Raw genomic sequence first — 24,123 nt, forward strand, 5'->3', positions numbered from 1 at the left:
ATGGAAGGCGTGAGACAGTGCTGGTGATCCGAGCCGACCTTGTCGACGCGATGGTCGCCCATGCTCGCGCCGATCACCCGGACGAGGCGTGCGGCGTGATCGCCGGGCCCGAGGGCTCCGATCGGCCAGAGCGGTTCATCGCGATGCTCAACGCCGAGCGTTCGCCCACGTTTTACCGCTTCGACTCCGGTGAGCAACTCAAGGTGTGGCGGGCGATGGACGCAGCCGACGAGGTGCCCGTCGTCATCTACCACTCGCACACCGCGACCGAGGCCTATCCGAGCCGCACCGATATCTCGTACGCCTCCGAGCCGGACGCCCACTACGTCCTGGTGTCCACCCGCGACGATCACGAGCACGAGCTGCGGAGCTACCGCATCGTCGACGGCGTCGTCACCGAAGAACCCGTCAAGATCGTCGAGCAGTACTAGCGACAGCCCGAAAGGCCCACCCCCATGGCAATCACCGTCTCGATCCCGACCATCCTGCGCACGCACACCGGCGGCGAGAAGCGCGTCAGCGCGACCGGCGACACACTGGGCGCTGTGATCAGCGACCTGGAAGCGAACTACTCGGGCATCTCCGAGCGCCTCATGGAGAACGGCAAGCTGAACCGCTTCGTCAACATCTACGTCAACGACGAGGACGTCCGGTTCTCCGGGGGTTTGGAGACCGCGGTCTCCGACGGTGATTCGGTGACCATCCTTCCTGCCGTCGCGGGCGGTGCGATGAGCCGCTTGCGCGAAGAACAGAAGGCTTAGGTTGACCCGCCACGACTCGCTGCTCGACGCGCTCGGCAGCACACCACTCGTCGGGCTGCCGCGACTCTCGCCGCGCTGGGACGACGGACCCGACGGGCCCCATGTGCGGTTGTGGGCCAAGCTCGAGGACCGCAACCCCACGGGTTCCATCAAGGACCGTCCGGCCCTGCGGATGATCGAAGATGCCGAGCGACGAGGGTTGCTGCAGCCGGGGGCCACCATCCTCGAGCCGACGAGCGGCAACACCGGTATCTCGCTGGCCATGGCCGCCCTGCTGAAGGGCTACCGGATGATCTGCGTGATGCCGGAGAACACGTCGATCGAACGCCGCCAGCTCCTCGAGCTCTACGGCGCGCGCATCATCTACTCTCCTGCCGAGGGCGGGTCGAACACCGCGGTGGCGCACGCGAAGGAAATTGCGGCGCAGAACCCGTCGTGGGTGATGCTGTATCAGTACGGCAACGAGGCGAACTCGCTGTCGCACTACGAGGGCACCGGACCCGAGCTGCTGGCCGATCTGCCCGAGATCACGCACTTCGTTGCGGGCCTCGGCACCACCGGCACACTGATGGGCACGGGGCGCTATCTGCGCGAGCAGAAACCGGACGTGCAGATCGTCGCCGCCGAGCCACGCTACGGCGAAGGCGTGTATGCGCTGCGCAACATCGACGAAGGGTTCATCCCCGAGCTGTACGACCCGGACGTGCTGACCACCCGCTACTCGGTCGGCTCCTACGACGCGGTCAAGCGCACCCGAGAACTGGTTCAGGTCGAAGGCATCTTCGCCGGCATCTCCACCGGAGCGATCCTGCACGCCGCGCTCGGTATGGCGGCCAAGGCGGTCAAGGCGGGCGAACACGCCGACATCGCGTTCGTCGTCTGCGATGCCGGGTGGAAGTATCTGTCGACCGGCGCGTACGCCGGTAGCCTGGATGACGCCGAAGACGCGCTGGAAGGGCAACTATGGGCTTGACGGGCCGCGCGGGCCAGCGAGACACGAAAGCCGGCCGCGCATGACGTACCCGCCCGCCACATCACCGCAGCCGAAGAATCGGCCGGCATGGGTGGTCGGCGGTCTGACCGTCGTCAGCTTCGTGGTGCTGCTCTGGATCATCGAGTTGTTCGACTCGCTGTCGGATCATCGGATCGACGACAACGGGATCCGGCCGCTGGAGGCCGACGGGCTGTGGGGCGTTCTCTTTGCCCCGCTGCTGCACTCGAACTGGGACCACTTGATGGCCAACACCGTCCCGATGCTCGTGCTCGGATTCCTGATGACGCTGGCCGGTATGTCGCGGTTCATCTTCGCCACCGCCATCGTGTGGATTCTCGGCGGCCTGGGCACGTGGCTGATCGGAAACATCGGCGTCCACTGTCCCTACGTCGGGGTGCGCTGCGAGCCCACTCACATCGGGGCGTCCGGCTTGATCTTCGGCTGGCTGGCGTTCCTCATCGTGTTCGGTTTCTTCACCCGCAAGGCGTGGGAGATCGTCGTCGGCGTCATTGTCCTGCTGGTGTACGGCAGCGTCCTGTTGGGTGTGCTGCCAGGCACCCCAGGGGTGTCGTGGCAGGGCCACCTCTGCGGCGCCGTCGCCGGCGTCCTCGCCGCCTATTGGCTCTCAGCGCCGGAACGCAAGGCCAGGGAACGACGCAAGCTCGGGGCGACGAACCCGTATCTGACGCCGTGACATCCGCATTCGCGCCCGTCGGCATATTCGATTCCGGCGTCGGCGGGCTCACCGTGGCCCGCGCGATCATCGACCAGCTGCCCGACGAGGACATCGTCTATGTCGGCGACACCGGCAACGGACCCTACGGGCCACTGACCATCCCCGAGATCCGCGCGCACGCACTGGCAATCGGCGACGACCTCGTCTCCCGCGGCGTCAAGGCGCTGGTGATCGCGTGCAACACCGCGTCGTCGGCATGTCTGCGTGACGCCCGCGAGCGCTACGCGCCGATACCGGTGATCGAGGTGATCCTGCCTGCGGTGCGACGAGCCGTCGCCGCCACCCGCAACGGTCGCATCGGTGTCATCGGAACGGCCGCCACGATCGCCTCGGGCGCGTACCAGGACGCGTTCGCCGCCGCGCGCGACATCGAGGTGATCGGGGTGGCGTGCCCACGCTTCGTCGACTTCGTCGAGCGCGGCGTCACCAGCGGTCGGCAGGTGCTCGGTTTGGCCGAGGGCTACCTCGAACCGCTGCAGCGCACCGAGGTCGACACCCTGGTGTTGGGGTGCACGCACTATCCCATGCTGTCGGGCCTCATTCAGCTGGCGCTGGGGGACCAGGTCAGCTTGGTGTCCAGCGCCGAGGAGACCGCCAAGGATCTGCTGCGGGTGCTCACCGAGTTGGATTTGCTACGTCCGCACGACGCGGGGCCGGTGTCGAGACGCTTCGAATCGACTGGTGATCCCGAGGCCTTCACCGCCCTCGCAGCGCGCTTTCTCGGCCCGACGCTCGACGGCGTCCGGCCTGTTCAGCGTCACGTGGGCGCCCAATAATGACGTTCGTCGCTCAATGCGTCGATGTTTTCGTCATGCGGATATCGGGCATGGCAAGCTAGTGAGCGTGCGAATCACCGTACTCGGATGCTCCGGCAGTGTTGTCGGGCCTGATTCGCCAGCGTCCGGCTACCTGGTGTCGGCGCCTGATACCCCGCCCCTGGTCCTGGATTTCGGTGGGGGCGTGCTCGGCGCACTGCAGCGTCACGCCGACCCGAACGCCGTGCACGTGCTGTTGTCGCATCTGCACGCCGACCACTGCCTCGACTTGCCGGGACTGTTCGTCTGGCGCCGCTACCATCCCTCGCCCGCGCAGGAGCGCGGGGTCATGTATGGCCCCGCCAACACGTGGGCGCGCCTCGGCGCGGCGTCATCCCCCGAGGGCGGCGAGATCGACGACTTCTCCGACATCTTCGACATCCGTCACTGGACCGACAACCAGGCCGTGCAGATCGGCACGCTGTCGGTGACGCCGCGGCTTGTTTGCCATCCGACCGAGTCCTACGGAATGCGGATCACCGACCCATCCGGCGCGACGCTCGTCTACAGCGGTGACACCGGCTACTGCGAGACGCTGGTCGATCTGGCGCGCGGCGCCGACGTGTTCCTGTGCGAGGCGTCGTGGACGCACTCGCCGTCGAATCCGCCGAAGCTGCACCTGTCGGGCACCGAGGCCGGTCGCGCCGCGGCCCAAGCCGGGGTGGGCGAACTACTTCTCACTCACATTCCACCGTGGACGTCGCGCGAGGACGTGATCAGCGAGGCCAAGGCCGAGTTCCACGGACCGGTGCATGCGGTCGTCTGTAATGAGACATTTGAGGTAACGCGCTCCTGACGCCTGATCTGCTCCTCGCGTGCGCGGATCGCGTCGGAGCGACCCGATAGGGTTGGCCCGTGTCCAGACGAGAAGACGGCAGGCTCGACGACGAGTTGCGGCCGGTCCGCATCACCCGTGGCTTCACCACGCATCCCGCTGGATCGGTGCTCGTGGAGTTCGGCGAGACCCGGGTCATGTGCACGGCAAGCGTCACCGAGGGCGTGCCGCGGTGGCGTAAGGGGTCCGGGCAGGGGTGGCTGACGGCCGAATACGCGATGCTGCCGGCGGCCACCCATGACCGGTCCGACCGCGAGTCGGTGAAGGGCCGCGTCGGTGGCCGAACCCAGGAGATCAGCCGCCTCGTCGGCCGCTCGCTTCGTGCCTGCATCGACCTCGGGGCGCTGGGGGAGAACACGATCGCGATCGACTGCGACGTCCTGCAGGCCGACGGCGGCACCCGCACCGCTGCGATCACCGGCGCTTACGTCGCGCTGGCCGACGCGGTGACCTACCTGTCGACGGCGGGGAAGCTCTCCGACCCGCGACCGCTGTCGTGCGCCATCGCCGCGGTCAGCGTCGGAGTGGTCGACGGACGGATTCGGGTGGACCTGCCCTACACCGAGGACTCGCGCGCCGAGGTCGACATGAATGTCGTCGCGACCGACACCGGAACTCTGGTCGAGATTCAGGGCACCGGTGAGGGCGCGACGTTCCCGCGGTCGACGCTGGACAAGATGCTCGACGCCGCGATGGCCGCGTGCGAGCAGGTGTTCGTCATCCAGCGTGAGGCTCTGGAATTGCCGTATCCCGGCGCGCTGCCTGAATCGGCTGACCCGCCCAAGAAGGCGTTCGGAAGCTGACCTCGCTGCTGGTGGCCAGCCGCAATCGCAAGAAGCTGGCGGAGTTGCACCGGGTGCTCGACGCCGCGGGCGTGTCTGGCCTGACGCTGCTGTCGCTCGACGATGTCGCCGCATTCGACGAGGCTCCCGAGACCGGCGCGACGTTCGAGGAGAACGCGTTGGCCAAGGCGCGCGACGCATACCGGGCGACGGGCCTGGCCTCAGTCGCCGACGACAGTGGGCTGGAAGTCGACGCGCTCAACGGGATGCCGGGTGTGCTGTCGGCGCGCTGGTCGGGCCGTCACGGCGACGACGCCGCCAACACCGCGCTGCTGTTGGGGCAGATGTCCGACGTACCCGACGAGCGGCGCGGCGCCGCGTTCGTGTCGGCGTGCGCCCTGGTGTCAGCCGCACGCGAACTCGTCGTGCGCGGCGAATGGCGGGGCAGCATCGTGCGGACGTCGCGCGGAGATGGTGGGTTCGGCTACGACCCGGTCTTCCTGCCGTCGGGTTCTTCGCGTACGGCAGCGGAGTTGAGCCCGCCGGAGAAGGATGCGCAGTCGCATCGCGGACGTGCGCTGGCTCTGCTGGTTCCTGCGCTGCGCGAGCTGGCCGCCGGCTAGCTGACGGACGCCGCCAAATTTTATATAGGCTACCTAATGGGTACTATCCCCGAGTGCCTGCCGGCGACCGTACGACAGTGAACCGGCATCCCGGCGTTCTCGTCGCGGTGCTCGCCGCCGCCGGCATCAGCGTCTCGCTGATGCAGACGCTGATCATTCCGTTGATCCCCGAACTGCCGACGCTGCTGCAGACCAGTCCGGCCAACGCGTCGTGGACGATCACCGCGACGTTGCTGACGGCCGCGGTCGCGACTCCGGTGTTCGGTCGCCTCGGCGACATGTACGGGCCGAAGCCGATCCTGATGGCCTGTGCGATCGCACTGACGGTTGGCTCTCTGGTGGCCGCGCTGACGAGCTCGCTGTTGCCGCTGATCATCGGCAGGGCACTGCAGGGCTTCGGCATCCCGATCATCCCGCTGGGCATCAGCGTGCTGCGGTCGGCGGTACCGCCCGAGAAGGTCGGCAGCGCAATGGGTTTGATGAGTTCCTCCCTCGGTGTCGGTGGTGCACTCGGCCTGCCACTGTCGGCGGTCATCGCCGAGAACTTCGACTGGCACATGCTGTTCTGGGTGTCTGCGGGCCTCGGCGCGCTCGGCCTGGTGCTGTTCGCGACGTTGGTGCCCGCGGTACCGGCCACGTCGGCGGACCGACTGGATCCGCTCGGGGCGCTCGGGCTTGCCGCCGGGTTGATCGCGCTGCTGCTGGCGATCTCGAAGGGGTCCAGCTGGGGCTGGACGAGCGCGATCACGCTGGGGTTGTTCGGCGGGTCGCTGGTGACCTTCGTGCTGTTCGGGTTCTGGCAGTTGCGGGTGGCCTCGCCGACGGTCGATCTGCGGACGACGGCGAGGCGCCCGGTGCTGACGACGAACCTGGCGTCGATCGCGGTGGGGTTCTCGCTGTTCGCGATGTCGTTGATCGCCCCCCAGATCCTCGAGTTGCCCAGCGAGACGGGCTACGGGCTGGGCCAGTCGCTGCTGAACACCGGCTTGTGGATGGCGCCGGGCGGGCTGGCGATGATGCTGTCGTCGCCGATAGCGGCACGGGTGGCGGCCGTGCGTGGTCCGCGCTTTACGTTGATCGTCGGGGCGTCGATCGTCGCCGGTGGCTATCTTGCCGGACTGTGGCTGATGAACAGCGCGTGGCAGCTGTGCGTGTTCAACGTCTTGGTCAGCGTCGGGGTGGGCTTCGCGTTCTCCTCGCTGCCCGCGTTGATCAACGCAGCCGTGCCGATGTCAGAGACGGCGGCGGCCAACGGAATCAATGCGCTCGCACGGTCGTTGGGCACCTCGATCTCCAGCGCGGTGATCGGTGCGGTGCTCGCGGCGATGACCACCACCTTGGCGGGTCAGCAGGTGCCGTCTTTGGCAGGCCTTCGCGCGGCACTGCTGATCGCGGCGGGCGCGGCTCTCGTCGCTGCGCTGATCGCGCTGGCCATCCCGAAACCCGACGCGCAGTCTGTGGACGATGCTGCCGACGACCTGGCGTTGGTCACAGACCGAAGCGGTCCTTGATCTCCTTGGTCTGCACCTGCTCGACGACGATTCCGACAAGCGGAATGGTGCCTGCGAGCAGCACGCCGATGGTCTTGGCGATGGGCCAGCGAACCTTGACCGCGAGGTTGGCGGTGAAGAGCAGGTAGATGAAGTAGACCCAGCCGTGAACGACGGCGATCCAATTCAACCCCTCCACGCCGTAGACGTACTTCATCACCATCTCGTAGCACAGAGCGATGAGCCAGATGCCCGTCGTCCAGGCGAGCACACGGTAGCCCAGCAGCGCCTTACGGATGCTTTCGACGGATGGCGAGGTGGTATCGGTCATGTCGTCGGTTGTTCCTTGTCGTTCTTCGCCAGTTCGGCGAGGTAGGCATTGTATTCGCGCAGCGCGGGGTCGGCGTCCGAAGCGGTTGTCGCTCTGGGCCTTTCGGGCAGCAGGCCGTCGGGGATCTCGGTGACCTCGTCGGGTCGCCGCGGCTCGGGTGGGGCTTCTTCGTAGCGCACGAACTTGTAGTAGGCGTACACGACGAAGCCGGCGAACAGCGGCCACTGCAACGCATAGCCGAGGTTCTGAAAGCTGCCCGACGAGGACTCGAAACGGGTCCACTGCCACCAGGCCAGCGCCAGGCAACCGGTAGCGCCGACGATCACCAAAAGGATGAGCGCCGGTCTGCTACGCCGCGTAGTGGACACCGTCCAACGGTACCGCGCGGGACTTCGGCCCGACGAACTCGCCGAGGCGGGCGGTGGCGCCGGGTTGTGGCTTGATTGGCCGTTCGTGCTTGTGCCTTCGGCCATGAGATGTTTCGCCTCGTTGGAACTGCTCGGCCGATCGCGTGGTGCGAAAGGTATCCCGCTCCGCCGACAAGTCCGACCTGAAGCGAAGCGGTAGGATCGGCACGCCCACGCGCGAGTGGCGGAATGGCAGACGCGATAGATTTAGGTTCTATTGTCCGGACGGACGTGGGGGTTCGACTCCCCCCTCGCGCACTCTTCTCGATGACGCTCGTCGGGCATGTCGTCCACCACCACCGTGCACTGCCCGCCCCCGGCGACGGTCTCGTCGCGCGTGGATGCCACCCGCACAGCTTATTTCGTCGGCGAGGATTCCTAGGCGGCCAGCACGAACGACAGGAAGAAGCCGGCCGCGGTGGCGAAGGCGTTCAGTGGCCGGCCGTGCTCGAACGCCTCTGGCATCAGTGTGTCGGCCAACGACGCCAGCACCGCGCCCCCCGCGAAGGCCAGCGCCACCGAGAGAATGTCCTCGCTCATGCCGCTCGCGGTTGCCCGCCCGAGGACGACCGCAGCGGCCAACAGGACCGCGCAGGCCACCCACGTCATCACCACCGTGCGTGGACTCATTCCGCCGTTGCGCATCGCGACAGCGCCGACCAGAGACTCGGGCAGGTTGGAGAAGAAGATCGCCACCAGCAGCGACAGCGAGGCGCCACTGACCAACGACACTCCCAGCGCGAGGTTCTCCGGTACGCCGTCGAGCGTCACCGCCGCGAGCAGCGCCAGTCCCACACCTTTCCGCGCGCCGCTCGCCATCATCTCGCGCTCGTCGGGCCCGGACTTGCCGCTGACGTAGCGGTCCAGCAGCGTGTCGACGGCAACGAACGTCGCCGCACCCGCCAACAACCCGAGACCGGCGCGCACCGCGCCGCCCAAGTGGAACGATTCCTCGAACAACTCGAATGCCAGCGCCGAGATGAGCGCCCCGCTGGCGAAGGCAAGAAGCACTCCGGTCAGGCGCTTGGGCGCGTCCCAGCGGGCCCCGACGAGCGCGCCGATGACGAGCGCGCTCGACGCGGCCAAACCGAAGTACACCGCGGTCAGCACGGGCTCAGGTCAGCTAACCGTGACCTGCTGGCGCTCGCGTTCCTCCGCCTGCGCGAGGAAGCACAGGATGCTGCTGACGAAGCTGATGACCGCGATGGCGCCGGCCAGCAGCGCGAGTGTGGCATCGGACGAGGTCCAGCCGGCGAGGCAAACTGCGATGGCGATTACTGCGGTGACGTTGAGGAAGAGGCCGGTGGTGCCGATCGCCTCTGCCATCGGTTCCTTGGTGCCCGCGGGGTCCCCGTCGCGCATGGTCCACTCCTGTCAGCTAACCCGATATGGTTGCTCAGAAGTTGCCCAATTCGCGGAGCGTTGAAACTCAGTTTTTTCGGACGGGGTATCCGTTGCGCTCGGCGAGGGCGCGTAATTGCTTGAGTGCGAAGCGCCGTCCGCGACCAGCATGGGGGATCAGAATGCCCGCCCACAGCCCTTCGGCGCCCGACGTCTCACACGCTTCCTGCGCGCACTTCCAACGACGTGGACATTCACGGCAAAGCGCCTTGGCGCCGTCGTCGGCGACTGTCGTCCACCGGTCCGGATCGCGCATGCACGGCAGGGCCGGAAGGTCTGCGATCTCTATCGAATTTGTGACCGTCACAGAGTTCGCCTCCCCCGATATTGCGCGATTGATGTTCGGTGTCCCCCGACGTAAAACCTCTGACCTGGGACTTCTCTTAACCGATCAACTGACAATACAATTGTATCGGAAATCCGTTACAGACGTATTGCCCACCGCCCCGGGCGGGCAAACCGAACCTGTGGGTGAATATTGACTGTGCTGTCGGAAATTGACGGAAGCGGAGCGGACGAGCTCTCGAGTGTCGAGCGGATTCGCAACGCCGCTTTGAACTGCTTCGCGCGGGACGGGGCGTCGGCCACGTCGCTGCGAACGGTCGCGGGTGCCGCGGGAGTGTCCCTCGGGCTTGTCCAGCACCATTTCGCGACCAAAGCCGGTCTGATCAAGGCCGTGGACGACCACGTCATGGGCACGGTGCTCGCGACGGTGTCGCGACCCATTCCCGACCCACCGGCAGACTCCATTGTCGAGATCGGAAATCGAGTCGTGAGATTCATCCGCGAGCAGCCCGTCATCGTGGACTACGTGGGGCGAGCACTCGTCGACGGCAGCCCGTTGGGCAACATGATCTTCGACCAGCTGGCGGAACTCGGCATGGCGCGCTGGGAACAGCGCCGGGACAACGGCGAGACACGGCCCGATCTCGATATGACCTGGGCGGCGCTCAACGCGCTGGTGCTGGCGCTGGGCACGCTCATCCTGCGCGGCCACATCGAGCGGCATCTGCCTGAGCGCTTCGATTCGCCGGACCAGCTCCGCCGCTGGCAGACCGCCACGGACGCGCTGCTGCGCGAGGGGCAGCTTCGCCACACCCATGACTACGACGACGAGTAGCGCCCGGGCTTACGTGCCCCCGACGCGCTTGCGGTACGTGGTCGGGGTTTCCCCGCAGAACTGGCTGAATGCCCGGGTGAAGGAACTGAGGCTGTCGAAGCCGACCGCCGTCGCCGCCTCCTGAACCGATTGTGTGGGGGAGGCCAGCAGCGCCATCGCCCGCAGCATCCTCGCGTGCAGCAGGTAGGCGCGCCAGGACAGGCCGAGTGTGTCGTGGAACAGTCGCCGCAGCGTGCGCTCCGACACCGCGACCGCACGGCTGACGTCGTCGGCCGTCACCGAGTCCAGGTGCGCCTTGGTGTAGGCCATCGCCGACGACACGATCGGATGGTCAGAGGTCGGCAGGCTCAGCGGCGCCTCGTGATCGAGCGCCTCCGAAACCAGGTGTGCCAGGGTGCGGAAGAAGCCGTCGGAAACCTCGTCACCGTGTGAACGGTCGATCGGCCACCTCAGCGCGTAGATCATCATCTCCCGGATCAGGGGCGACACCGCCAGGATGCGGGCGCGGTCACCCGGATCGGGAATCAACTGCGGGTCGAACATCACCGCGACGGTCTTGACGTCGGCGTTCATTGTCGCCTGATGCGCCAGGCCGGCCGGCAGCCAGGCTGCCTGCTGTGGCGGCAGGAGATAGTGCGCGGCGTCGGTTTCGACCTCCACGACGCCGCCGATGGCGTACTCGATCTGGTGCACTTCGTGCGAGTGCCAACCGGTGATCAGCCCGTCACCCTCGTAGAGGTAGCTGCCCCCCAACGCGCGGCCGCCTCGGCGCAACTCGATGACCCGGCCACCGAGCTTGGCCGTTTCGGCTAAATTCCTGTCCGAAAGCGCGGAGACGGTCACGTTGTTAGACGGTACTACTTGGGATATGAACATCGACGACCTGATCCTGGTGAGCATCGACGACCACGTCGTGGAACCTCCCGACATGTTCCTGCGCCATGTCCCGGCCAAGTACAAGGACGAGGCGCCGATCGTGGTCACCGACGACAAGGGCGTCGACCAGTGGATGTATCAAGGCAGGCCGCAGGGCGTGAGCGGGCTCAACGCCGTGGTGTCCTGGCCGGCCGAGGAGTGGGGCCGCGACCCCGCGGGCTTCGCCGAGATGCGCCCGGGGGTGTATGACGTGCACGAGCGCGTCCGCGACATGAACCGCAACGGCATTCTCGCCTCGATGTGCTTCCCCACCTTCACCGGGTTCTCCGCGCGGCACCTCAACATGCACCGCGAGGAGGTCACCCTGGTGATGGTGTCGGCCTACAACGACTGGCACATCGACGAGTGGGCCGGTTCCTACCCGGACCGCTTCATTCCGATTGCGGTGCTGCCGACATGGAATCCCGAAGCGATGTGCGCCGAGATCCGCCGGGTCGCGGCCAAGGGCTGCCGGGCGGTCACCATGCCCGAACTGCCTCACCTGGAGGGACTTCCGAGCTATCACGACGAGGAGTACTGGGGTCCGGTGTTCCGGACGTTGTCGGAGGAGAACGTCGTGATGTGCCTGCACATCGGGACGGGGTTCGGGGCGATCAGCATGGCGCCCAACGCGCCGATCGACAACCTGATCATCCTGGCCACCCAGGTATCGGCGATGTGCGCGCAGGATCTGCTGTGGGGCCCCGCGATGCGCAACTACCCCGACCTGAAGTTCGCCTTCTCCGAAGGCGGGATCGGTTGGATCCCTTTCTATCTGGATCGCAGCGACCGGCACTACACCAACCAGAAGTGGCTGCGCCGCGACTTCGGCGACAAGCTGCCCAGCGACGTGTTCCGTGAGCATTCCCTGGCCTGCTACGTCACCGACAAGACATCGCTGAAACTGCGTCACGAGATCGGCATCGACATCATCGCCTGGGAGTGCGACTACCCGCACTCCGACTGCTTCTGGCCCGACGCACCCGAGCAGGTGTTGGCCGAACTGAACGCGGCGGGCGCCGACGACAGCGACATCAACAAGATCACCTGGCAGAACTCCTGCCGGTTCTTCAATTGGGACCCCTTCAAGCTGACACCGCGCGAACAGGCGACGGCCGGCGCGCTGCGCGCCAAGGCCACCGACGTCGATGTCTCGATCCGGCCGCGCAAGGAATGGGCTCGGCTCTACAACGAGAAGCAGCTCGCAAAGGCTTGATTGTCGGCTCAGCCGACGAACCCTGATTGTCGGCTCAGCCGACGGACCCTGATCAGCGCCGGTCTCGGCGGGTCCACGCGCCCGGAAGGAAGCAGGCCGAGACAGCGGAGATCACCGACACCACAACGAGATAGGCGACGATCGAGTTGCTCGATTTGGTCGCGCCGTAAAGCGCGGTGGCGATCGTCGGTGCGAACGCCGAACCCAGCACCTGCGACAGCGTGTAGCCGATGGACACGCCGCTGTAGCGAACGTCGGCGTCGAACGCGAGGCTGAACAACGAGCCTGTCACGCCGGCGGCGGGCGCCATCGCGAGCCCGAACACCAGCAGCAGCGCGAGCATGAACATCGCCGAGTTCCCGGTGTTGATCAACACGAATGCGGGCCAGATCACCACTCCCATCGCGACGACACCCGCGAGGAACACCGGCTTGCGGCCGACGACGTCCGACAGCGCGCCGAGCGCCGGATAGGTCGCGACGGCGACCACCGCGGCGACGAACACCCCGAAAAGTGCTTGGGTGCGGTCAATTCCGGCGACCGTCGTGCCGTACGACACCAGATATGCCACACAGATGTAGGCGAACACGCCTTGTGAAAGGTATGCGCCCGCGACCAGAAGAATCTGCTTCCAGTGCCTGCGGAACGCATCCGCGATCGGCATGCGCGCGACTTCGGAGCGTTGACGTACCGCGTCGAAATCGGGACTCTCGGTCAGCGACAACCGGATCGCCAGGCCGATGACGATCAGCACCGCGCTGGCCAAGAACGGGATACGCCAGCCCCATGCCAGGAACTGGTTGTCGGACAGCAGAGAAACCAGGTAGAACGCCAGCGTCGCGGTGGCGGTGCCCGCGGGCGCGCCCATCTGCGGAAAGGCACCATACAGCCCCTTGCGCCCGTCAGACGCGTGCTCGACGGCCATCAGCGTGGCCCCGCCCCATTCACCGCCGACGGCGAATCCCTGGGCAAGCCGCAACAACGTCAACAGGATTGGGGCCGCCAAGCCAATCTGCTCATACGTGGGCAGTAGGCCGATGAGAACCGTCGCGCCGCCCATCACCAGCAGCGAGTACACCAGCATGCGTTTACGTCCGAGGCGGTCGCCGAAGTGGCCGAACACGATGCCGCCGAGCGGACGGGCGACGAATCCGACGCCGAATGTCGCGAACGACAACAGCAGTCCCGTCGCGGGCGACACCGCGGGGAAGAACAACTCGGGAAAGACCAGCGCCGCCGCCGTGCCGTAGATGAGGAAGTCGTAGAACTCGACCGTCGTTCCGATGAAGCTGGCCAGTGCCACGCGCAGCGGTGACGTGCGCTGGGGGACTGTCGTCGTCATGGCGTCGAGTCTGCTAGCCCTCGCCACCGTGGCGCGCCGTTCGTGGCGAATCCGTGTGCGCTATCTGCTTTTCGACGAGGCGGCTCAGCGGCCTGCCCGCGGTCTCGCGCATCGTGAGCACCGTCAGGAAGGTGGCGACGGCGGCGGCGATGACGTAATAGGCGGGCGAGATGTCGTTTCCGGTCCGGTCCACCAGCCACGTCGCGACGTAGGGCGCCGTGCCGCCGAACACCGCGACGGACACGTTGTAGCCGATCGAGTAGCCGCTGGAGCGCACCCTGGTCGCGAACAACTCCGCACCCGCGGCCAGCGAGGCGCACACGAACACCGACTCGATGGCCGCCAGCGCCGCGTGTGCGGCGATCGCCGCGACGAGCGAACCGGTGTTGAGCAACACGAACAGCGGGTAGGCGAAGATGGCGAAGCCGAGCGCGCCCGCGAACAGCAACGGTTTGCGGCCGATCCGGTCGGACAGGGCGCCGAGCGGGGGAATCAGGATCATCGCCACCAGGCTGGCGATTGTGATCGACACGAACGCGTCGGTCTTGGTGAACTCGAGCGTCTTGGTGAAATAGCTTGGCAGGAAGGTGAAGACGATGTAGAAACCGACGTTGTGGACGATCACCAGGCCGGTGATCTGAAGAATCGGTCGCCACGATGTCCGCATCGCCTCCTTCAGCGGAGACGATGCGACTTCGCCCTCGTCGCGCAGTTGCTCGAAGTCCGGTGTGTCACCGAGACGCAACCGGATGTAGAGCCCGACCACGCCGAGCGCACCGGCGATCAGGAACGGGATGCGCCAACCGTAGGAGTCCATCGCGCTTTCCGACAGCAGCGTCTCGAGTCCGGTGACCGTCACCGACCCGAGGAGGAACCCCACGACCACCGACCACACCAGGAAGGACACGACGAAACCGCGATGTTTGTCGGGCGCGTACTCGGCCAGAAAGCACGCACCGCTGCCGTATTCGCCGCCCGCCGAAAAACCTTGCACGCACCGCAGGAACAGCAGCAGCAGCGGCGCGAACACGCCGATGGTGTCGTAGCTGGGCACCAAACCGATAGCCAGCGTCGAGACCGACATCAGAATGATGACAAGGGCGAGTACTCGTTGCCTACCTATCCGGTCGCCGAGCGGTCCGAAGAAGAACCCGCCGAGAGGCCGCATGAAGAACGCCGCGGCAAAGACCGCGAACGTGTTGAGCAGCGCCGCCGTTTCGTCGCCGGGCGGGAAGAACTTCTCCGCGATGTAGGTCGCCAGGAAGCCGTAGATCGCGAAGTCGAACCATTCGACGGTGTTGCCGATCGCGGCGCCGCGCACTGCTCTGCGGATCTCCACGGGTTCGACGTGCCGCCGAGGCGTGTCATGGACGGTCATAGCGCTTGCTCCTGACAATCGAATTCGACATGGGCTCGATCGGTGATGAACATATGGCCGGGCGCGTGAAAGATCGCCAGCCCCGGACGGGACTCGAGTGCGACAGCCTGCGGCGTCACCCCGCACGCCCAGAAGACCGGGACTTCTCCGGGCCCGATCCGAACCGGGTCGCCGAAGTCGGGCGCAGAAAGGTCGGCGATGCCGAGCGCGGCGGGGTCCCCGATGTGAACGGGCGCTCCGTGCATGGCTGGGAACCGCGCGGCGACCGCGGCGGCGCGGGGAATGTCCTCGGGTGCGAAGGGCCGCATCGACACGACGAGCGGGCCGGCGAAGGGCCCGGCGGGCACACAGCGTCGCGACGTGAGGTACATCGGGACGTTGACGCCCTGCGCCTGATGCGCGAGCGGCAGGCCGGCCGCGGCGAGCGCCCACTCGAAGGTGAACGAGCAGCCGAGCAGGAATCCGACGAGGTCCTCACGCCAGTAGCGCGTCACGTCGGTCGGTTCGTCGACGAGTTCGCCGTCGCGAAAGACACGGTAACGCGGGAGGTCGGTCCGCAGATCGGCATCGGCAGCGAGCGCGACCGGATGCGGTGACCCGATGTCGGTCACTTCGAGAAGCGGGCAGGATCTCGGGTTGCGCACGCAGAACCGCAGGAAGTCCAGCGCCTCATCGGCGGCCAGCACGACGAGGTTGGCCTGCGCGAAGCCGGGGGCGAGCCCGCTCGTCGGACCGGCATGCCGACCGGCCCGGATTCGGGTTCGTGCCGCGACCGCCGACTCCGCGGTACCCAAAGCCATACTCCTGCATTCCCCGTTGCGCTATGCAAGTAACTCGGGACCTGACGAATGAGGTGGATGTGAGCGGTGTGGTGGTGACCGGAGCGGCGTCGGGGATCGGCAGGGCCAGCGCCGAGGCGCTGGTGGCCGATGGCCGAAGGGTGGCGTTGTGGGACATCTCGCCGGAGGTGGGCGCCGTCGCGGACGGTCTCGGCATGCCGGCTGCGGTGGTGGACGTCTGCGATACCGAGGCCATGCGGGCCGCCGTCGAGGCGGCCGACGCCGCGCTGAGTGGTATCGACGGGCTGGTGCACGCCGCGGGGCGGGTGTTGCCCGAACCCGTGGGCGCATTCACCGAGGCGTCGTGGGACGCAGTGCTCGACGTCAACCTGCGCGCGCAAGCGCTGTTGGTTCAGCTGCTGCTGCCGTATCTGGAACGGAGTGCGGAAGCGGGTGCGGGCCCGGCGATCGTCGGGATCGCCAGCATCGAGGGTCTGGCCGCCAATCCCTACATTCCCGCGTACTGCGCGTCCAAGGCGGGCGTGCTGGGGATGACCCGGTCGATGGCGGCGCAACTGGGGCCGTTGGGCATTCGCATCAACGCGGTGTGTCCCGGCTTCATTCAGACGCCGATGCTGCAGATGGCACTGGACATCGACGAGGTTCGCACCGGCTTCGAGCAGGCGGCACCGCTGGGTCGCATCGGACAGCCCGCGGAAGTCGGTGCGGCGGTGGCGTTTCTGATGTCGCCCAAAGCGTCGTTCGTCACCGGCAGCCACCTCGTGGTCGACGGTGGGGTGACGAGTCGACATGCCTAGCCGACAGGCGTCGACATCCGCGTCGACTCCGACCTGCCGCGTAGCACCTCCGCGCCGCGCGCCGTCCACCGCAGGCGCTCGGTCTCGTCCGCGCGGCCGATAGCGGCATCCGAGCACAGCACCCTGCTCTCGAAACCCTTGGCGCGGTCGGCCAGTCGCGCGGCCTCGTTGACCGCATCGCCGACGACGGTGTACTCGTAGCGGTTCTCCGCACCGATGTTTCCGGCGAAGACGGGGCCTGCCGAGACGCCGATACCGTAATCGACGGGCAGCCGACGCAATTCGGTGGCGAGCACCCGGGCCGTTGCCAATGCGGCCGAGGCCGGACCGTCGATGCGCAAGGGCGCGCCGAACACCGCGAGCGCGGCGTCACCCTGGAACTTGTTGATCAGACCGTGGCGTTTGTCGACCTCGTGGACGACGATCCGAAAGAACTCGTTGAGGATCTCGGCGACCTCGGACGGTTCGTGCACCGCCGTCAGTTGCGTCGAGCCCACCAGGTCGATGAACAGGATCGCGACGTCACGCTCGTCGCCGGACAGCGACTCGTTCTCCTCGACGGCGCGGCGAACGACCTCTTCGCCGACGTGCCTGCCGAACAGGTCACGAAGGCGCTCACGTTCGCGCAGTCCGGCCACCATTCGGTTGAAACCGCTTTGCAGATGGCCGATTTCAGACCATTCGTAGACGTCGAGCGTCCGGTCGATTCGGCCGCGTTCGACATCGGCCATCGCCGCCACGACCTCACCCACCGGGTCGGAGATGGAGATCGACACCAGGATCATGGCCCGCAGGCCGAGGGCGACCGCGACGAGTGCCAGCACGAGGAGTGCGAGTTCGATCGGCGTGGATTCCTCGATGATCCAGCCTCGCGACCGCATGACCAGAAGGGAGGCGATGGCGATACCCGGAAGCGCTGTGCACACCGTCCATGCGAGAAGCAACCTCGCCCGGACCCCCGGGGCGGTCAGCGGCGTGATCTCGCTGAAATCCTTGGTGACACCCGCCAGCATCGGTCGAAGGGTTCGCATGGTGAACAGGAAGCCGGTGCACACCGTCGCGATGGCTCCGAACAGCAGAGCCGAGGCGATCACCACCTGCATTTCCGGCTCCGCGCCGAGGTTCAACGGAATCATCACCGCAGCGGAAAGAACCCAGGGTGCGGTGGTCAGCGCCGACTGCCTGCGCATCGTCTTCAGCGCGGTTCTGCGCTCGGAATCCGTCGGCTCCCTGCGGTCGAGCCAACGCAGCGCCGGGGACACGATGCGCACCGCTCCGATCGCGACGGTGACGGTGCCTGCGGCGATCAGGCCCACCGTGGCGACGATGATCGTGCTTGAGGGGTCACCGCGCCCGGTCAGCGACACAACGAGCGCCGTTACCTCGGTCGTGGTCAGCAGATAGGCGAACGTCAGGCCGGCGGCATAACGGACCAGCAGGCGACGTGGCCTCACCCGGCCGAAGGTATCAGTCGCTGGCCGGCAGCGGCTTGGCTTCTTTGAGGGTGAGCGCTGTGGCGCCGACCGACAGCGTCCCCGCACCGGCCTTGGTGACGAGCACCTCGGCGCCGTTCTCGTCGACGTAGCGCTTGCCCATCACGTTGCCGTCGGAGAACTCGGGGTCAATGGTGAGTTCGGACGACTTCGCCGGATCATCCTTGCTGTCCAACGGCACCATCGGCACCCCGCCCGCACGCAGATCGTCGAGGCTCTCGGCGCTGCGCACGACGATCACCTGGGTATCGCAGACCTGGCTCTGCAGCCGGGTGCCGTTCTTGATCATGTTGAGCTCCTTTTCATTTCGCGCTCCTCGCGTGCGCGCCGTTCTCGGCTGTCAGTTCGGCGATCAGCTCGCGGCGTAGCACCTTGCCGGTCGCGTTGGTCGGCAACTCGTCGCGGAACACCACACGATCCGGCGTACGTGATCCGCGCAGCTGCGCGCGAACATGCTCGCGCAGTTCGTCGGGCTCGGGCTCGGCGCCGTCGGCGGCAACCACCACCGCGACGATGATCTGACCCCACTGCGGATCCTCGGGCCCGACTACCGCGCAGTCGCGTACCGCAGGGTGTTCGACCAGCACGTCCTCGATCTCGGCAGGCGCGATGTTCTCGCCGCCGCGGATGATGGTGTCGTCGGACCGGCCGCCGATGAACAGGTAGCCGTCCTCGTCGAGCATCGCGACGTCCTTGGTGGGGAACCAGCCGTCGGCGTCGAGCACCGATCCGATCTCGGCGTACCGGCCGGACACCTGATCGCCGCGGACGAACAACTCGCCGGTTTCGCCGGGCCCGAGCACCGTTCCGTCCTCGCCGCGGATCTGCACTTCGATTCCCGGCACCGGCTTGCCGACCGAACCGAGCCGGCGAAGGCCTGCGTCGTCGGTAGCGCTCAACGCGGCCCGATGGTCGTCGGGGGTCAGTACCGCAATCGTCGAGCTGGTCTCTGTGAGTCCATAGGCGTTGACGAAACCGACCTCTGGCAACAGCGCAAGTGCCTTGCGTACGAGCGGAAGTGGGACCTTGGACCCGCCGTATGCGAGAGTGCGCAGGGTGGGCAGCGAGACCGCGTCGGACTCCAGTGCCGTCACGATGCGGTCGAGCATCGTCGGCACGACGGTCGCCGACGTGACACCCTCGTCGCGCACCAGCCGAACCCACTCCGCCGCGTCGAACTGCGGCAGATACACCATCTTTCGGCCGGCGTACAGATTCGACAGCGCCGCGCTGACCCCCGCGATGTGGTACGGCGGCACGCAGATCAGCGCCGCGTCACCGGGCTCGGCGGAGTCGAACTCGACCGTTCCGGTGATGTAGCTGGTCAGGTTGTTGTGTGTCAGCTCAACTGCTTTGGGCCGCGACGTGGTCCCCGAGGTGAACAACACCACGCCGACGTCTTCGGGGTCGGGGAACTCGGCAACAGGTTCGGCGGTGCGGGCAGCGGCCAGGAACTCGTCGGAACTGATGACCTTCTTGCCCGTACCCTCGACGACATCGCGGTAGTCGGCGTCGGCCACCACCAACGGCTGGGGCAGGCGGTCGATGAGTTCGCGCAAGCCGTCACCGCTCAACCGGTAGTTCAGCGGGGTGACCGGTATGCCGGCCTTGGCCGCGGAGAACAGCAAAAGAGGCAGCATGGCGCCGCCGAGCCCGACATAGACGACGTGTGATGCGCCTGTGGACGCGACAACTCCGGCGCCTCCGTCAGCGAGGCTGCTCAGTTCGGTTGTGGTCAGCCGCATCTCGCCGGACACCAGCGCGGTCCGGTCCGGATTGCTCGAGACGGCCATCTCGAGCAGCAATGAGATGCTCATGATTTGTCGACGAAGATATCAAGGATTGGGCTGTCGCCACCGCCATAGCGCGTCAGGTCGGTCATACCGGCCTCGGCGAGCACCGCGGAGTCGATGTAGCACTGGCCGTTGACCTCGCCCGCTCGCCGGGACAGGATCTCGATCGCGGCGTCGGCCATGATCTCGGGGCTGCGCGACGAAGACATCAGTGTTCCCTCGGCCAGGTTGGCCACCGCCGAGGTCGCGACGTAGGTCTCGGGCCACAAGCAAGAGAAACCGATGCCTGCGTCGGCATATTCGGCGGCCCACCCGAGCGACAACAGCGTCATGCCGTACTTCGACAGGGTGTAGGTCGGGTGTGCGCCCAACCAGTGCGGGCTCATGTTCAGGGGCGGCGCGAGCGTGATCACTGCGGCGTTGGGGGATTTGCGCAGGTAGGGCAGCGCCGCCTTGGTCAGCAGGAATGTGCCCCGGACATTGATGTCCATCATCAGATCGAACTTCTTGGCCGACAACTGCTCGGTGGGTTCGGTCGCGATGGCGCTGGCGTTGTTGATGACGACGTCAACGCCGCCGAAGTGCTCGACGGCGGTGTCGACCGCGCGCTGCACGTCCTCTTCCTTGCGCACATCGCCGACGACCGCCACGCCCTTGCCGCCGGCCGCCTCGACATCGGCGACGGCCGTGTGGACCGTCCCGGGGAGTGTGGGGTGGGGTTCGGCCGTCTTGGCCAGCAGTACGACGTTCGCGCCGCGCCTGGCCGCGCCGAGCGCGATCGCCAGTCCGATGCCGCGGCTGCCGCCGGAGACCACGAGTGTGCGGTCGGTGAACGGGGACATGGGCCTCCTCGGACGGGCAGTCCTGATGATGCTACCGATGATGCTCCGGAAGCGGTATTGGCATTCTCATTCTAAGCGAATCCCATAATCGCTGTGTACGGGACCTTCGGCCGCTTACCGCCGGTGACGACAGGTCCTTCTGACTGCACGTTTGCGCACTGCGGTATTGGCATTCTCATTTTTTGCAAGTACGTTATCCGTGATGACCGACCCAGTCCAGACTCCGTCCGGCCTGCCGCTCGAGCCCGTCTACGGACCGGCGGACCGGGAAAGCGACCCGCCAGCGCCGGGTGCGTATCCATTCACGCGTGGCAACTTCGCGAGTGGCTATCGCGGCAAGCTGTGGACGTTTCGCCAGTACTCGGGTTTCGGCACCGCCGAGGAGTCCAATCGCCGCTACCGCTACCTGCTGGATCAGGGCGGTACCGGCCTCTCGGTGGCGCTCGACCTGCCCACCCAGTGCGGTTACGACTCCGATGACCCCGAGTACGGCGAGGAGGTCGGCCGGGTCGGAGTCGCGGTGGACACGCTGGCCGACGCCGAGATCCTGTTCGACGGCATCCCGCTGGACAAGATCAGCACGAGCTTCACCATCAACGGCACCGCTGCCATCCTGCTGGCCTTCTACGTGGCCGCCGCAGAGAAGAAGGGCGTGCCTCGCGAGAAGCTCACCGGCACCATTCAGAACGACATCCTCAAGGAATACGCGTCGCGCGGCACGTGGATCTGGCCGCCGGAGCCCTCGCTGCGTTTGATCGCCGACACCATCGAGTTCTGCGCCGCCGAGGTGCCGCGGTTCAACGCGATCTCGGTGGCCGGCGCACACTTCCGTGACGCCGGCGCCAATGCCGTGCAGGAGATGGCGTTCACGCTCGCCGACGGCGTCACCTACTGCGACACCGTTGTCGAGCGCGGCCGGATGACCATCGACAAGTTCGCACCGCAGATCTCGTTCTTCTTCTACACCCACGGCGACTTCTTCGAGGAGATCGCCAAGTACCGGGCCGGCAGGCGGCGGTGGGCGACCATCGTGCGCGAGCGCTACGGCGCCACCAGCGACAAGGCGTCGATGTTCCGGTTCGGCTGCGTGTCGGGAGGCGCTTCGCTGTATGCGCCTCAGGCGCAGAACAACCTGGTGCGCGTCGCGTACGAGTCGCTGGCGTCGGTCCTCGGCGGCGTCCAGTCGATGTTCACCGCCGCGTGGGACGAACCGTTCGCGCTGCCCAGTGAGGAGTCGGCGACGCTGGCGCTGCGCACCCAGCAGATCCTGGCGTACGAAACCGGCGTCGCGAAGGTCGCCGATCCACTCGGCGGATCGTATTTCGTCGAGGCGCTCACCGACGCGACCGAAGAGAAGATCATCGAGATCATGCACGATCTCGAAGAGCACGGCGGCATGGTGCGCTGCATCGAGGATGGATACCTGCAAGGGCTGATCGCCGACGAGGCGTACAAGATTCATCAGGAGATCGAATCGGGGGAGCGTCCGGTCGTCGGTGTGAACAAGTTCGTCGTCGACGAGCCACCGCCGGAGATATCGACATATGAACTGGACGCCGAAGGACGCGATCTGCAGCTCAAGCGACTGTCCAAGGTCAAGGCTGAGCGCGACCCGGCCGCTGTCACGGATGCGTTGGCTGCGCTGTCGCGCGCCGCGGAAGGTGACGACAACCTGATGCATAAACTGGTCGACTGCGCCAACGCGTACTGCACTGTGGGTGAGATGGTCTCGGCGCTCAAAGCGGTATGGGGCGAGTTCCAGCAACCGGTGGTGTTCTGATGGCGACTCGCGTACTAGTGGCCAAGCCCGGCCTGGACGGACACGACCGCGGCGCCAAGATCGTCGCGCGCACCCTGCGTGACGCGGGGTTCGAGGTGATCTACACCGGCATCCGGCAGCGCATCGAGGACATCGTGTCGATCGCCCTTCAGGAAGACGTTGCATTGGTGGGTCTTTCGATCCTGTCCGGTGCGCATCTGGCGCTCACCGCGCGCACCGTGGACGCCCTGCGCGCCGCAGATGCGGGAGACATAGCGGTTGTGGTCGGCGGCACCATCCCGCAGTCGGACGTGCCCAAATTGCTGGAAGCCGGTGCGGCCGCCGTGTTCCCGACCGGCACCTCGCTGGAGGATCTGGTTCGCGACGTGCGCGCGCTGACCGAGAAGGCGCACCGGTGACCGCGGTGCCGCCCCCGAACGTGCGCTCAGCGCGGGTTTCGGCCGCACTTTTCGCAGTGGACGCACATTCGGCGACAACCCGCCGGGCGGAGGGAATGACATGAGACTCGGCGTGATGATCGGGGCCGAGCGGGGCGACATGACCCGCAAGATCAGCAAGCTCGTGTCGGATATCGAGTGGGCCGAGTCCGCGGGGATGGACACCGCGTGGATGCCGCAGGTGCCCAACGACTTCGACTGCCTGACGATGGTCTCGCTGATGGCCGCGCACACATCCAGGATCGAACTCGGCACCGCGGTGATCCCGCTGCAGGCACAGCACCCAATTGCGCTTGCGCGACAAGCGCTTTCGGTACACGCGATGGCCGGTGGGCGGCTCGCGCTCGGCGTCGGTCCCTCGCACCATTGGATCGTGCGGGACATGCTCGGCATCCCGTACGAGAAGCCGGCCGCCTACACCCGCGACTACCTCGAGGTGTTGAACGCCGCTCTTGCCGGTCCCGGCGATATCGATGTGGAGAACGATTCGTTCACGGTGCACAACCCGACCGTGCTCGGCGCCGAGAAGCCGCTGCCGGTGCTGGTGGCCGCGTTGGGTCCGGTGATGCTGCAGATCGCGGGTGAGCGGGCCGACGGCACCGTGCTGTGGATGGCCGACGAGAAAGCCATCGGTGAGCACATCGCGCCCAAGATCAACAAGGCCGCCGCCGAAGCCGGTAGGCCGGCGCCGCGCATCGTCGCCGGTATTCCCGTGTGCCTCTGCGCGAATTCGGAGATCGACGCGGCCAAGGATCGGGCCAATCGCATTCTCGCGGAGGCGGAGACATCGCCGAACTACCAGCGGCTGCTGGACCGCGGTGATGCGCGCAACGTCGGCGATCTGTGCGCCGCGGGCGACATGGAACAGATCCTGCGTCGATTCCAGATGTTCGCCGACGCGGGTGTGACGGACCTGTCGGTACGGCTGCTGCCGATCGGCGAGAACCGCGACGAACTCGTGGCATCCAAATACCGCACGCGTGAGGTGATCGCGGAGTTGGGGAAGCGCCTGCGATGAGCGCTTGCGCCGCGATG

Annotated in this window: 28 protein-coding genes and 1 tRNA gene; 16 read left to right on the forward strand and 13 right to left on the reverse strand. The window is 66.6% G+C overall.

The annotated features are described in order from the left end of the window. Positions 1-17: 17 nt before the first annotated feature. From N4S67_RS27495 to N4S67_RS27535, 9 genes are all read left to right on the forward strand, one after another. Positions 18-431 (forward strand): M67 family metallopeptidase, encoded by a 414-nt coding sequence (locus N4S67_RS27495; protein ID WP_260996225.1) that lies wholly within the window; start codon positions 18-20, stop codon positions 429-431. A 24-nt stretch (positions 432-455) separates the two neighbouring features. After that, entirely contained in the window at positions 456-761 is a 306-nt protein-coding gene (locus N4S67_RS27500; protein ID WP_260996226.1) for a MoaD/ThiS family protein, read from the forward strand. Position 762: 1 nt separating this feature from the next. Continuing rightward, the gene (locus N4S67_RS27505; protein ID WP_260996227.1) at positions 763-1,734 is read left to right on the forward strand and encodes a cysteine synthase; all 972 of its coding nucleotides are present in this window, start codon (positions 763-765) and stop codon (positions 1,732-1,734) included. Between the two features lie 40 nt (positions 1,735-1,774). Continuing rightward, positions 1,775-2,449, forward strand: a complete 675-nt coding sequence (locus N4S67_RS27510; RefSeq protein ID WP_260996228.1) for a rhomboid family intramembrane serine protease — start codon at positions 1,775-1,777, stop codon at positions 2,447-2,449. Further along, positions 2,446-3,267: a glutamate racemase gene (gene murI, locus N4S67_RS27515; RefSeq protein WP_260996229.1), complete on the forward strand. Its 822-nt coding sequence runs from the start codon at positions 2,446-2,448 to the stop codon at positions 3,265-3,267. The genes N4S67_RS27510 and murI overlap by 4 nt, the downstream gene beginning before the upstream one ends. A 61-nt stretch (positions 3,268-3,328) precedes the next feature. Then, the gene (locus tag N4S67_RS27520) at positions 3,329-4,102 is read left to right on the forward strand and encodes a cyclic nucleotide-degrading phosphodiesterase (RefSeq protein WP_260996230.1); all 774 of its coding nucleotides are present in this window, start codon (positions 3,329-3,331) and stop codon (positions 4,100-4,102) included. Positions 4,103-4,161: 59 nt separating this feature from the next. Continuing rightward, on the forward strand, positions 4,162-4,944 hold the full coding sequence (rph, locus tag N4S67_RS27525; RefSeq protein WP_260996231.1) for a ribonuclease PH: 783 nt from the start codon (positions 4,162-4,164) through the stop codon (positions 4,942-4,944). Further along, positions 4,941-5,546 (forward strand): RdgB/HAM1 family non-canonical purine NTP pyrophosphatase, encoded by a 606-nt coding sequence (rdgB, locus tag N4S67_RS27530; protein ID WP_260996300.1) that lies wholly within the window; start codon positions 4,941-4,943, stop codon positions 5,544-5,546. The genes rph and rdgB overlap by 4 nt, the downstream gene beginning before the upstream one ends. 140 nt (positions 5,547-5,686) lie before the next feature. Beyond that, positions 5,687-7,057 (forward strand): MFS transporter, encoded by a 1,371-nt coding sequence (locus tag N4S67_RS27535; protein ID WP_390893556.1) that lies wholly within the window; start codon positions 5,687-5,689, stop codon positions 7,055-7,057. On the opposite strand, the gene N4S67_RS27540 is transcribed toward N4S67_RS27535, so the two are convergent. Next, positions 7,035-7,367, reverse strand: a complete 333-nt coding sequence (locus N4S67_RS27540) for a DUF3817 domain-containing protein (RefSeq protein ID WP_260996233.1) — start codon at positions 7,365-7,367, stop codon at positions 7,035-7,037. The genes N4S67_RS27535 and N4S67_RS27540 overlap by 23 nt on opposite strands. Then, positions 7,364-7,735 carry a hypothetical protein gene (locus N4S67_RS27545; RefSeq protein ID WP_260996234.1) on the reverse strand — a complete coding sequence of 124 codons (372 nt, stop codon included), beginning with the start codon at positions 7,733-7,735 and terminating at the stop codon, positions 7,364-7,366. Before N4S67_RS27545 ends, N4S67_RS27540 begins: the two co-directional genes overlap by 4 nt. A 214-nt stretch (positions 7,736-7,949) precedes the next feature. Here N4S67_RS27545 and N4S67_RS27550 point away from each other — a divergent pair. After that, a tRNA-Leu gene (locus tag N4S67_RS27550) sits at positions 7,950-8,032 on the forward strand. Positions 8,033-8,152: 120 nt separating this feature from the next. Here the strand turns inward: N4S67_RS27550 and N4S67_RS27555 are convergent. The 3 genes from N4S67_RS27555 to N4S67_RS27565 all read right to left on the reverse strand — a co-directional run bounded on the left by N4S67_RS27555 (position 8,153) and on the right by N4S67_RS27565 (position 9,431). Then, a complete protein-coding gene (locus N4S67_RS27555) occupies positions 8,153-8,884 on the reverse strand; it encodes a ZIP family metal transporter (protein WP_260996235.1) in 732 nt (243 codons plus the stop codon). 9 nt (positions 8,885-8,893) lie between these two features. Continuing rightward, entirely contained in the window at positions 8,894-9,136 is a 243-nt protein-coding gene (locus N4S67_RS27560) for a hypothetical protein (protein WP_260996236.1), read from the reverse strand. A gap of 67 nt (positions 9,137-9,203) precedes the next feature. Further along, positions 9,204-9,431 carry a WhiB family transcriptional regulator gene (locus N4S67_RS27565; RefSeq protein ID WP_260996301.1) on the reverse strand — a complete coding sequence of 76 codons (228 nt, stop codon included), beginning with the start codon at positions 9,429-9,431 and terminating at the stop codon, positions 9,204-9,206. 228 nt (positions 9,432-9,659) lie between these two features. Between N4S67_RS27565 and N4S67_RS27570 the strand changes: the two genes are divergently transcribed. Then, the gene (locus N4S67_RS27570) at positions 9,660-10,295 is read left to right on the forward strand and encodes a TetR/AcrR family transcriptional regulator (RefSeq protein WP_390893548.1); all 636 of its coding nucleotides are present in this window, start codon (positions 9,660-9,662) and stop codon (positions 10,293-10,295) included. A gap of 9 nt (positions 10,296-10,304) precedes the next feature. Here N4S67_RS27570 and N4S67_RS27575 read toward each other — a convergent pair whose 3' ends face one another. Continuing rightward, complete coding sequence (locus N4S67_RS27575) at positions 10,305-11,138, reverse strand: AraC family transcriptional regulator (protein ID WP_260996238.1); 834 nt, start codon at positions 11,136-11,138, stop codon at positions 10,305-10,307. Between the two features lie 25 nt (positions 11,139-11,163). Here N4S67_RS27575 and N4S67_RS27580 point away from each other — a divergent pair, with 25 nt between their 5' ends. Further along, a complete protein-coding gene (locus N4S67_RS27580) occupies positions 11,164-12,426 on the forward strand; it encodes an amidohydrolase family protein (protein WP_260996239.1) in 1,263 nt (420 codons plus the stop codon). A 52-nt stretch (positions 12,427-12,478) separates the two neighbouring features. Here N4S67_RS27580 and N4S67_RS27585 read toward each other — a convergent pair whose 3' ends face one another. Genes N4S67_RS27585 through N4S67_RS27595 form a run of 3 tightly spaced genes read right to left on the reverse strand, consistent with a single transcriptional unit; the run spans position 12,479 to position 15,946 of the window. Continuing rightward, positions 12,479-13,768 carry an MFS transporter gene (locus tag N4S67_RS27585; protein ID WP_260996240.1) on the reverse strand — a complete coding sequence of 430 codons (1,290 nt, stop codon included), beginning with the start codon at positions 13,766-13,768 and terminating at the stop codon, positions 12,479-12,481. Positions 13,769-13,781: 13 nt separating this feature from the next. Further along, positions 13,782-15,146, reverse strand: a complete 1,365-nt coding sequence (locus N4S67_RS27590; RefSeq protein ID WP_260996241.1) for an MFS transporter — start codon at positions 15,144-15,146, stop codon at positions 13,782-13,784. Further along, complete coding sequence (locus N4S67_RS27595; RefSeq protein WP_260996242.1) at positions 15,143-15,946, reverse strand: putative hydro-lyase; 804 nt, start codon at positions 15,944-15,946, stop codon at positions 15,143-15,145. The genes N4S67_RS27590 and N4S67_RS27595 overlap by 4 nt, the downstream gene beginning before the upstream one ends. 59 nt (positions 15,947-16,005) lie before the next feature. On the opposite strand from N4S67_RS27595, the gene N4S67_RS27600 reads away from it, so the two are divergent. Beyond that, positions 16,006-16,743: an SDR family NAD(P)-dependent oxidoreductase gene (locus N4S67_RS27600; protein ID WP_260996243.1), complete on the forward strand. Its 738-nt coding sequence runs from the start codon at positions 16,006-16,008 to the stop codon at positions 16,741-16,743. Here N4S67_RS27600 and N4S67_RS27605 read toward each other — a convergent pair. The 4 genes from N4S67_RS27605 to N4S67_RS27620 are packed head-to-tail and all read right to left on the reverse strand — an operon-like array spanning position 16,740 to position 20,871. Continuing rightward, positions 16,740-18,197, reverse strand: a complete 1,458-nt coding sequence (locus N4S67_RS27605; protein WP_260996244.1) for an adenylate/guanylate cyclase domain-containing protein — start codon at positions 18,195-18,197, stop codon at positions 16,740-16,742. The genes N4S67_RS27600 and N4S67_RS27605 overlap by 4 nt on opposite strands. A 13-nt stretch (positions 18,198-18,210) precedes the next feature. Continuing rightward, positions 18,211-18,525 carry a hypothetical protein gene (locus N4S67_RS27610; RefSeq protein ID WP_260996245.1) on the reverse strand — a complete coding sequence of 105 codons (315 nt, stop codon included), beginning with the start codon at positions 18,523-18,525 and terminating at the stop codon, positions 18,211-18,213. 13 nt (positions 18,526-18,538) lie between these two features. Further along, a complete protein-coding gene (locus tag N4S67_RS27615; RefSeq protein ID WP_260996246.1) occupies positions 18,539-20,053 on the reverse strand; it encodes a class I adenylate-forming enzyme family protein in 1,515 nt (504 codons plus the stop codon). After that, positions 20,050-20,871, reverse strand: coding sequence for an SDR family oxidoreductase (locus N4S67_RS27620; protein ID WP_260996247.1), 822 nt, complete (start codon positions 20,869-20,871; stop codon positions 20,050-20,052). The genes N4S67_RS27615 and N4S67_RS27620 overlap by 4 nt, the downstream gene beginning before the upstream one ends. A 202-nt stretch (positions 20,872-21,073) precedes the next feature. On the opposite strand from N4S67_RS27620, the gene N4S67_RS27625 reads away from it, so the two are divergent. The 3 genes from N4S67_RS27625 (at position 21,074) to N4S67_RS27635 (ending at position 24,106) form a co-directional block, all read left to right on the forward strand. Beyond that, on the forward strand, positions 21,074-22,651 hold the full coding sequence (locus tag N4S67_RS27625) for a methylmalonyl-CoA mutase family protein (RefSeq protein WP_260996248.1): 1,578 nt from the start codon (positions 21,074-21,076) through the stop codon (positions 22,649-22,651). Continuing rightward, a complete protein-coding gene (locus tag N4S67_RS27630; protein ID WP_260996249.1) occupies positions 22,651-23,049 on the forward strand; it encodes a cobalamin B12-binding domain-containing protein in 399 nt (132 codons plus the stop codon). Before N4S67_RS27625 ends, N4S67_RS27630 begins: the two co-directional genes overlap by 1 nt. 100 nt (positions 23,050-23,149) lie before the next feature. Then, the gene (locus N4S67_RS27635) at positions 23,150-24,106 is read left to right on the forward strand and encodes an LLM class F420-dependent oxidoreductase (protein ID WP_260996250.1); all 957 of its coding nucleotides are present in this window, start codon (positions 23,150-23,152) and stop codon (positions 24,104-24,106) included. Positions 24,107-24,123: the final 17 nt, after the last annotated feature.

The sequence above is a fragment of the Mycobacterium deserti genome (assembly GCF_025345615.1).
GTDB lineage: Bacteria > Actinomycetota > Actinomycetes > Mycobacteriales > Mycobacteriaceae > Mycobacterium > Mycobacterium deserti.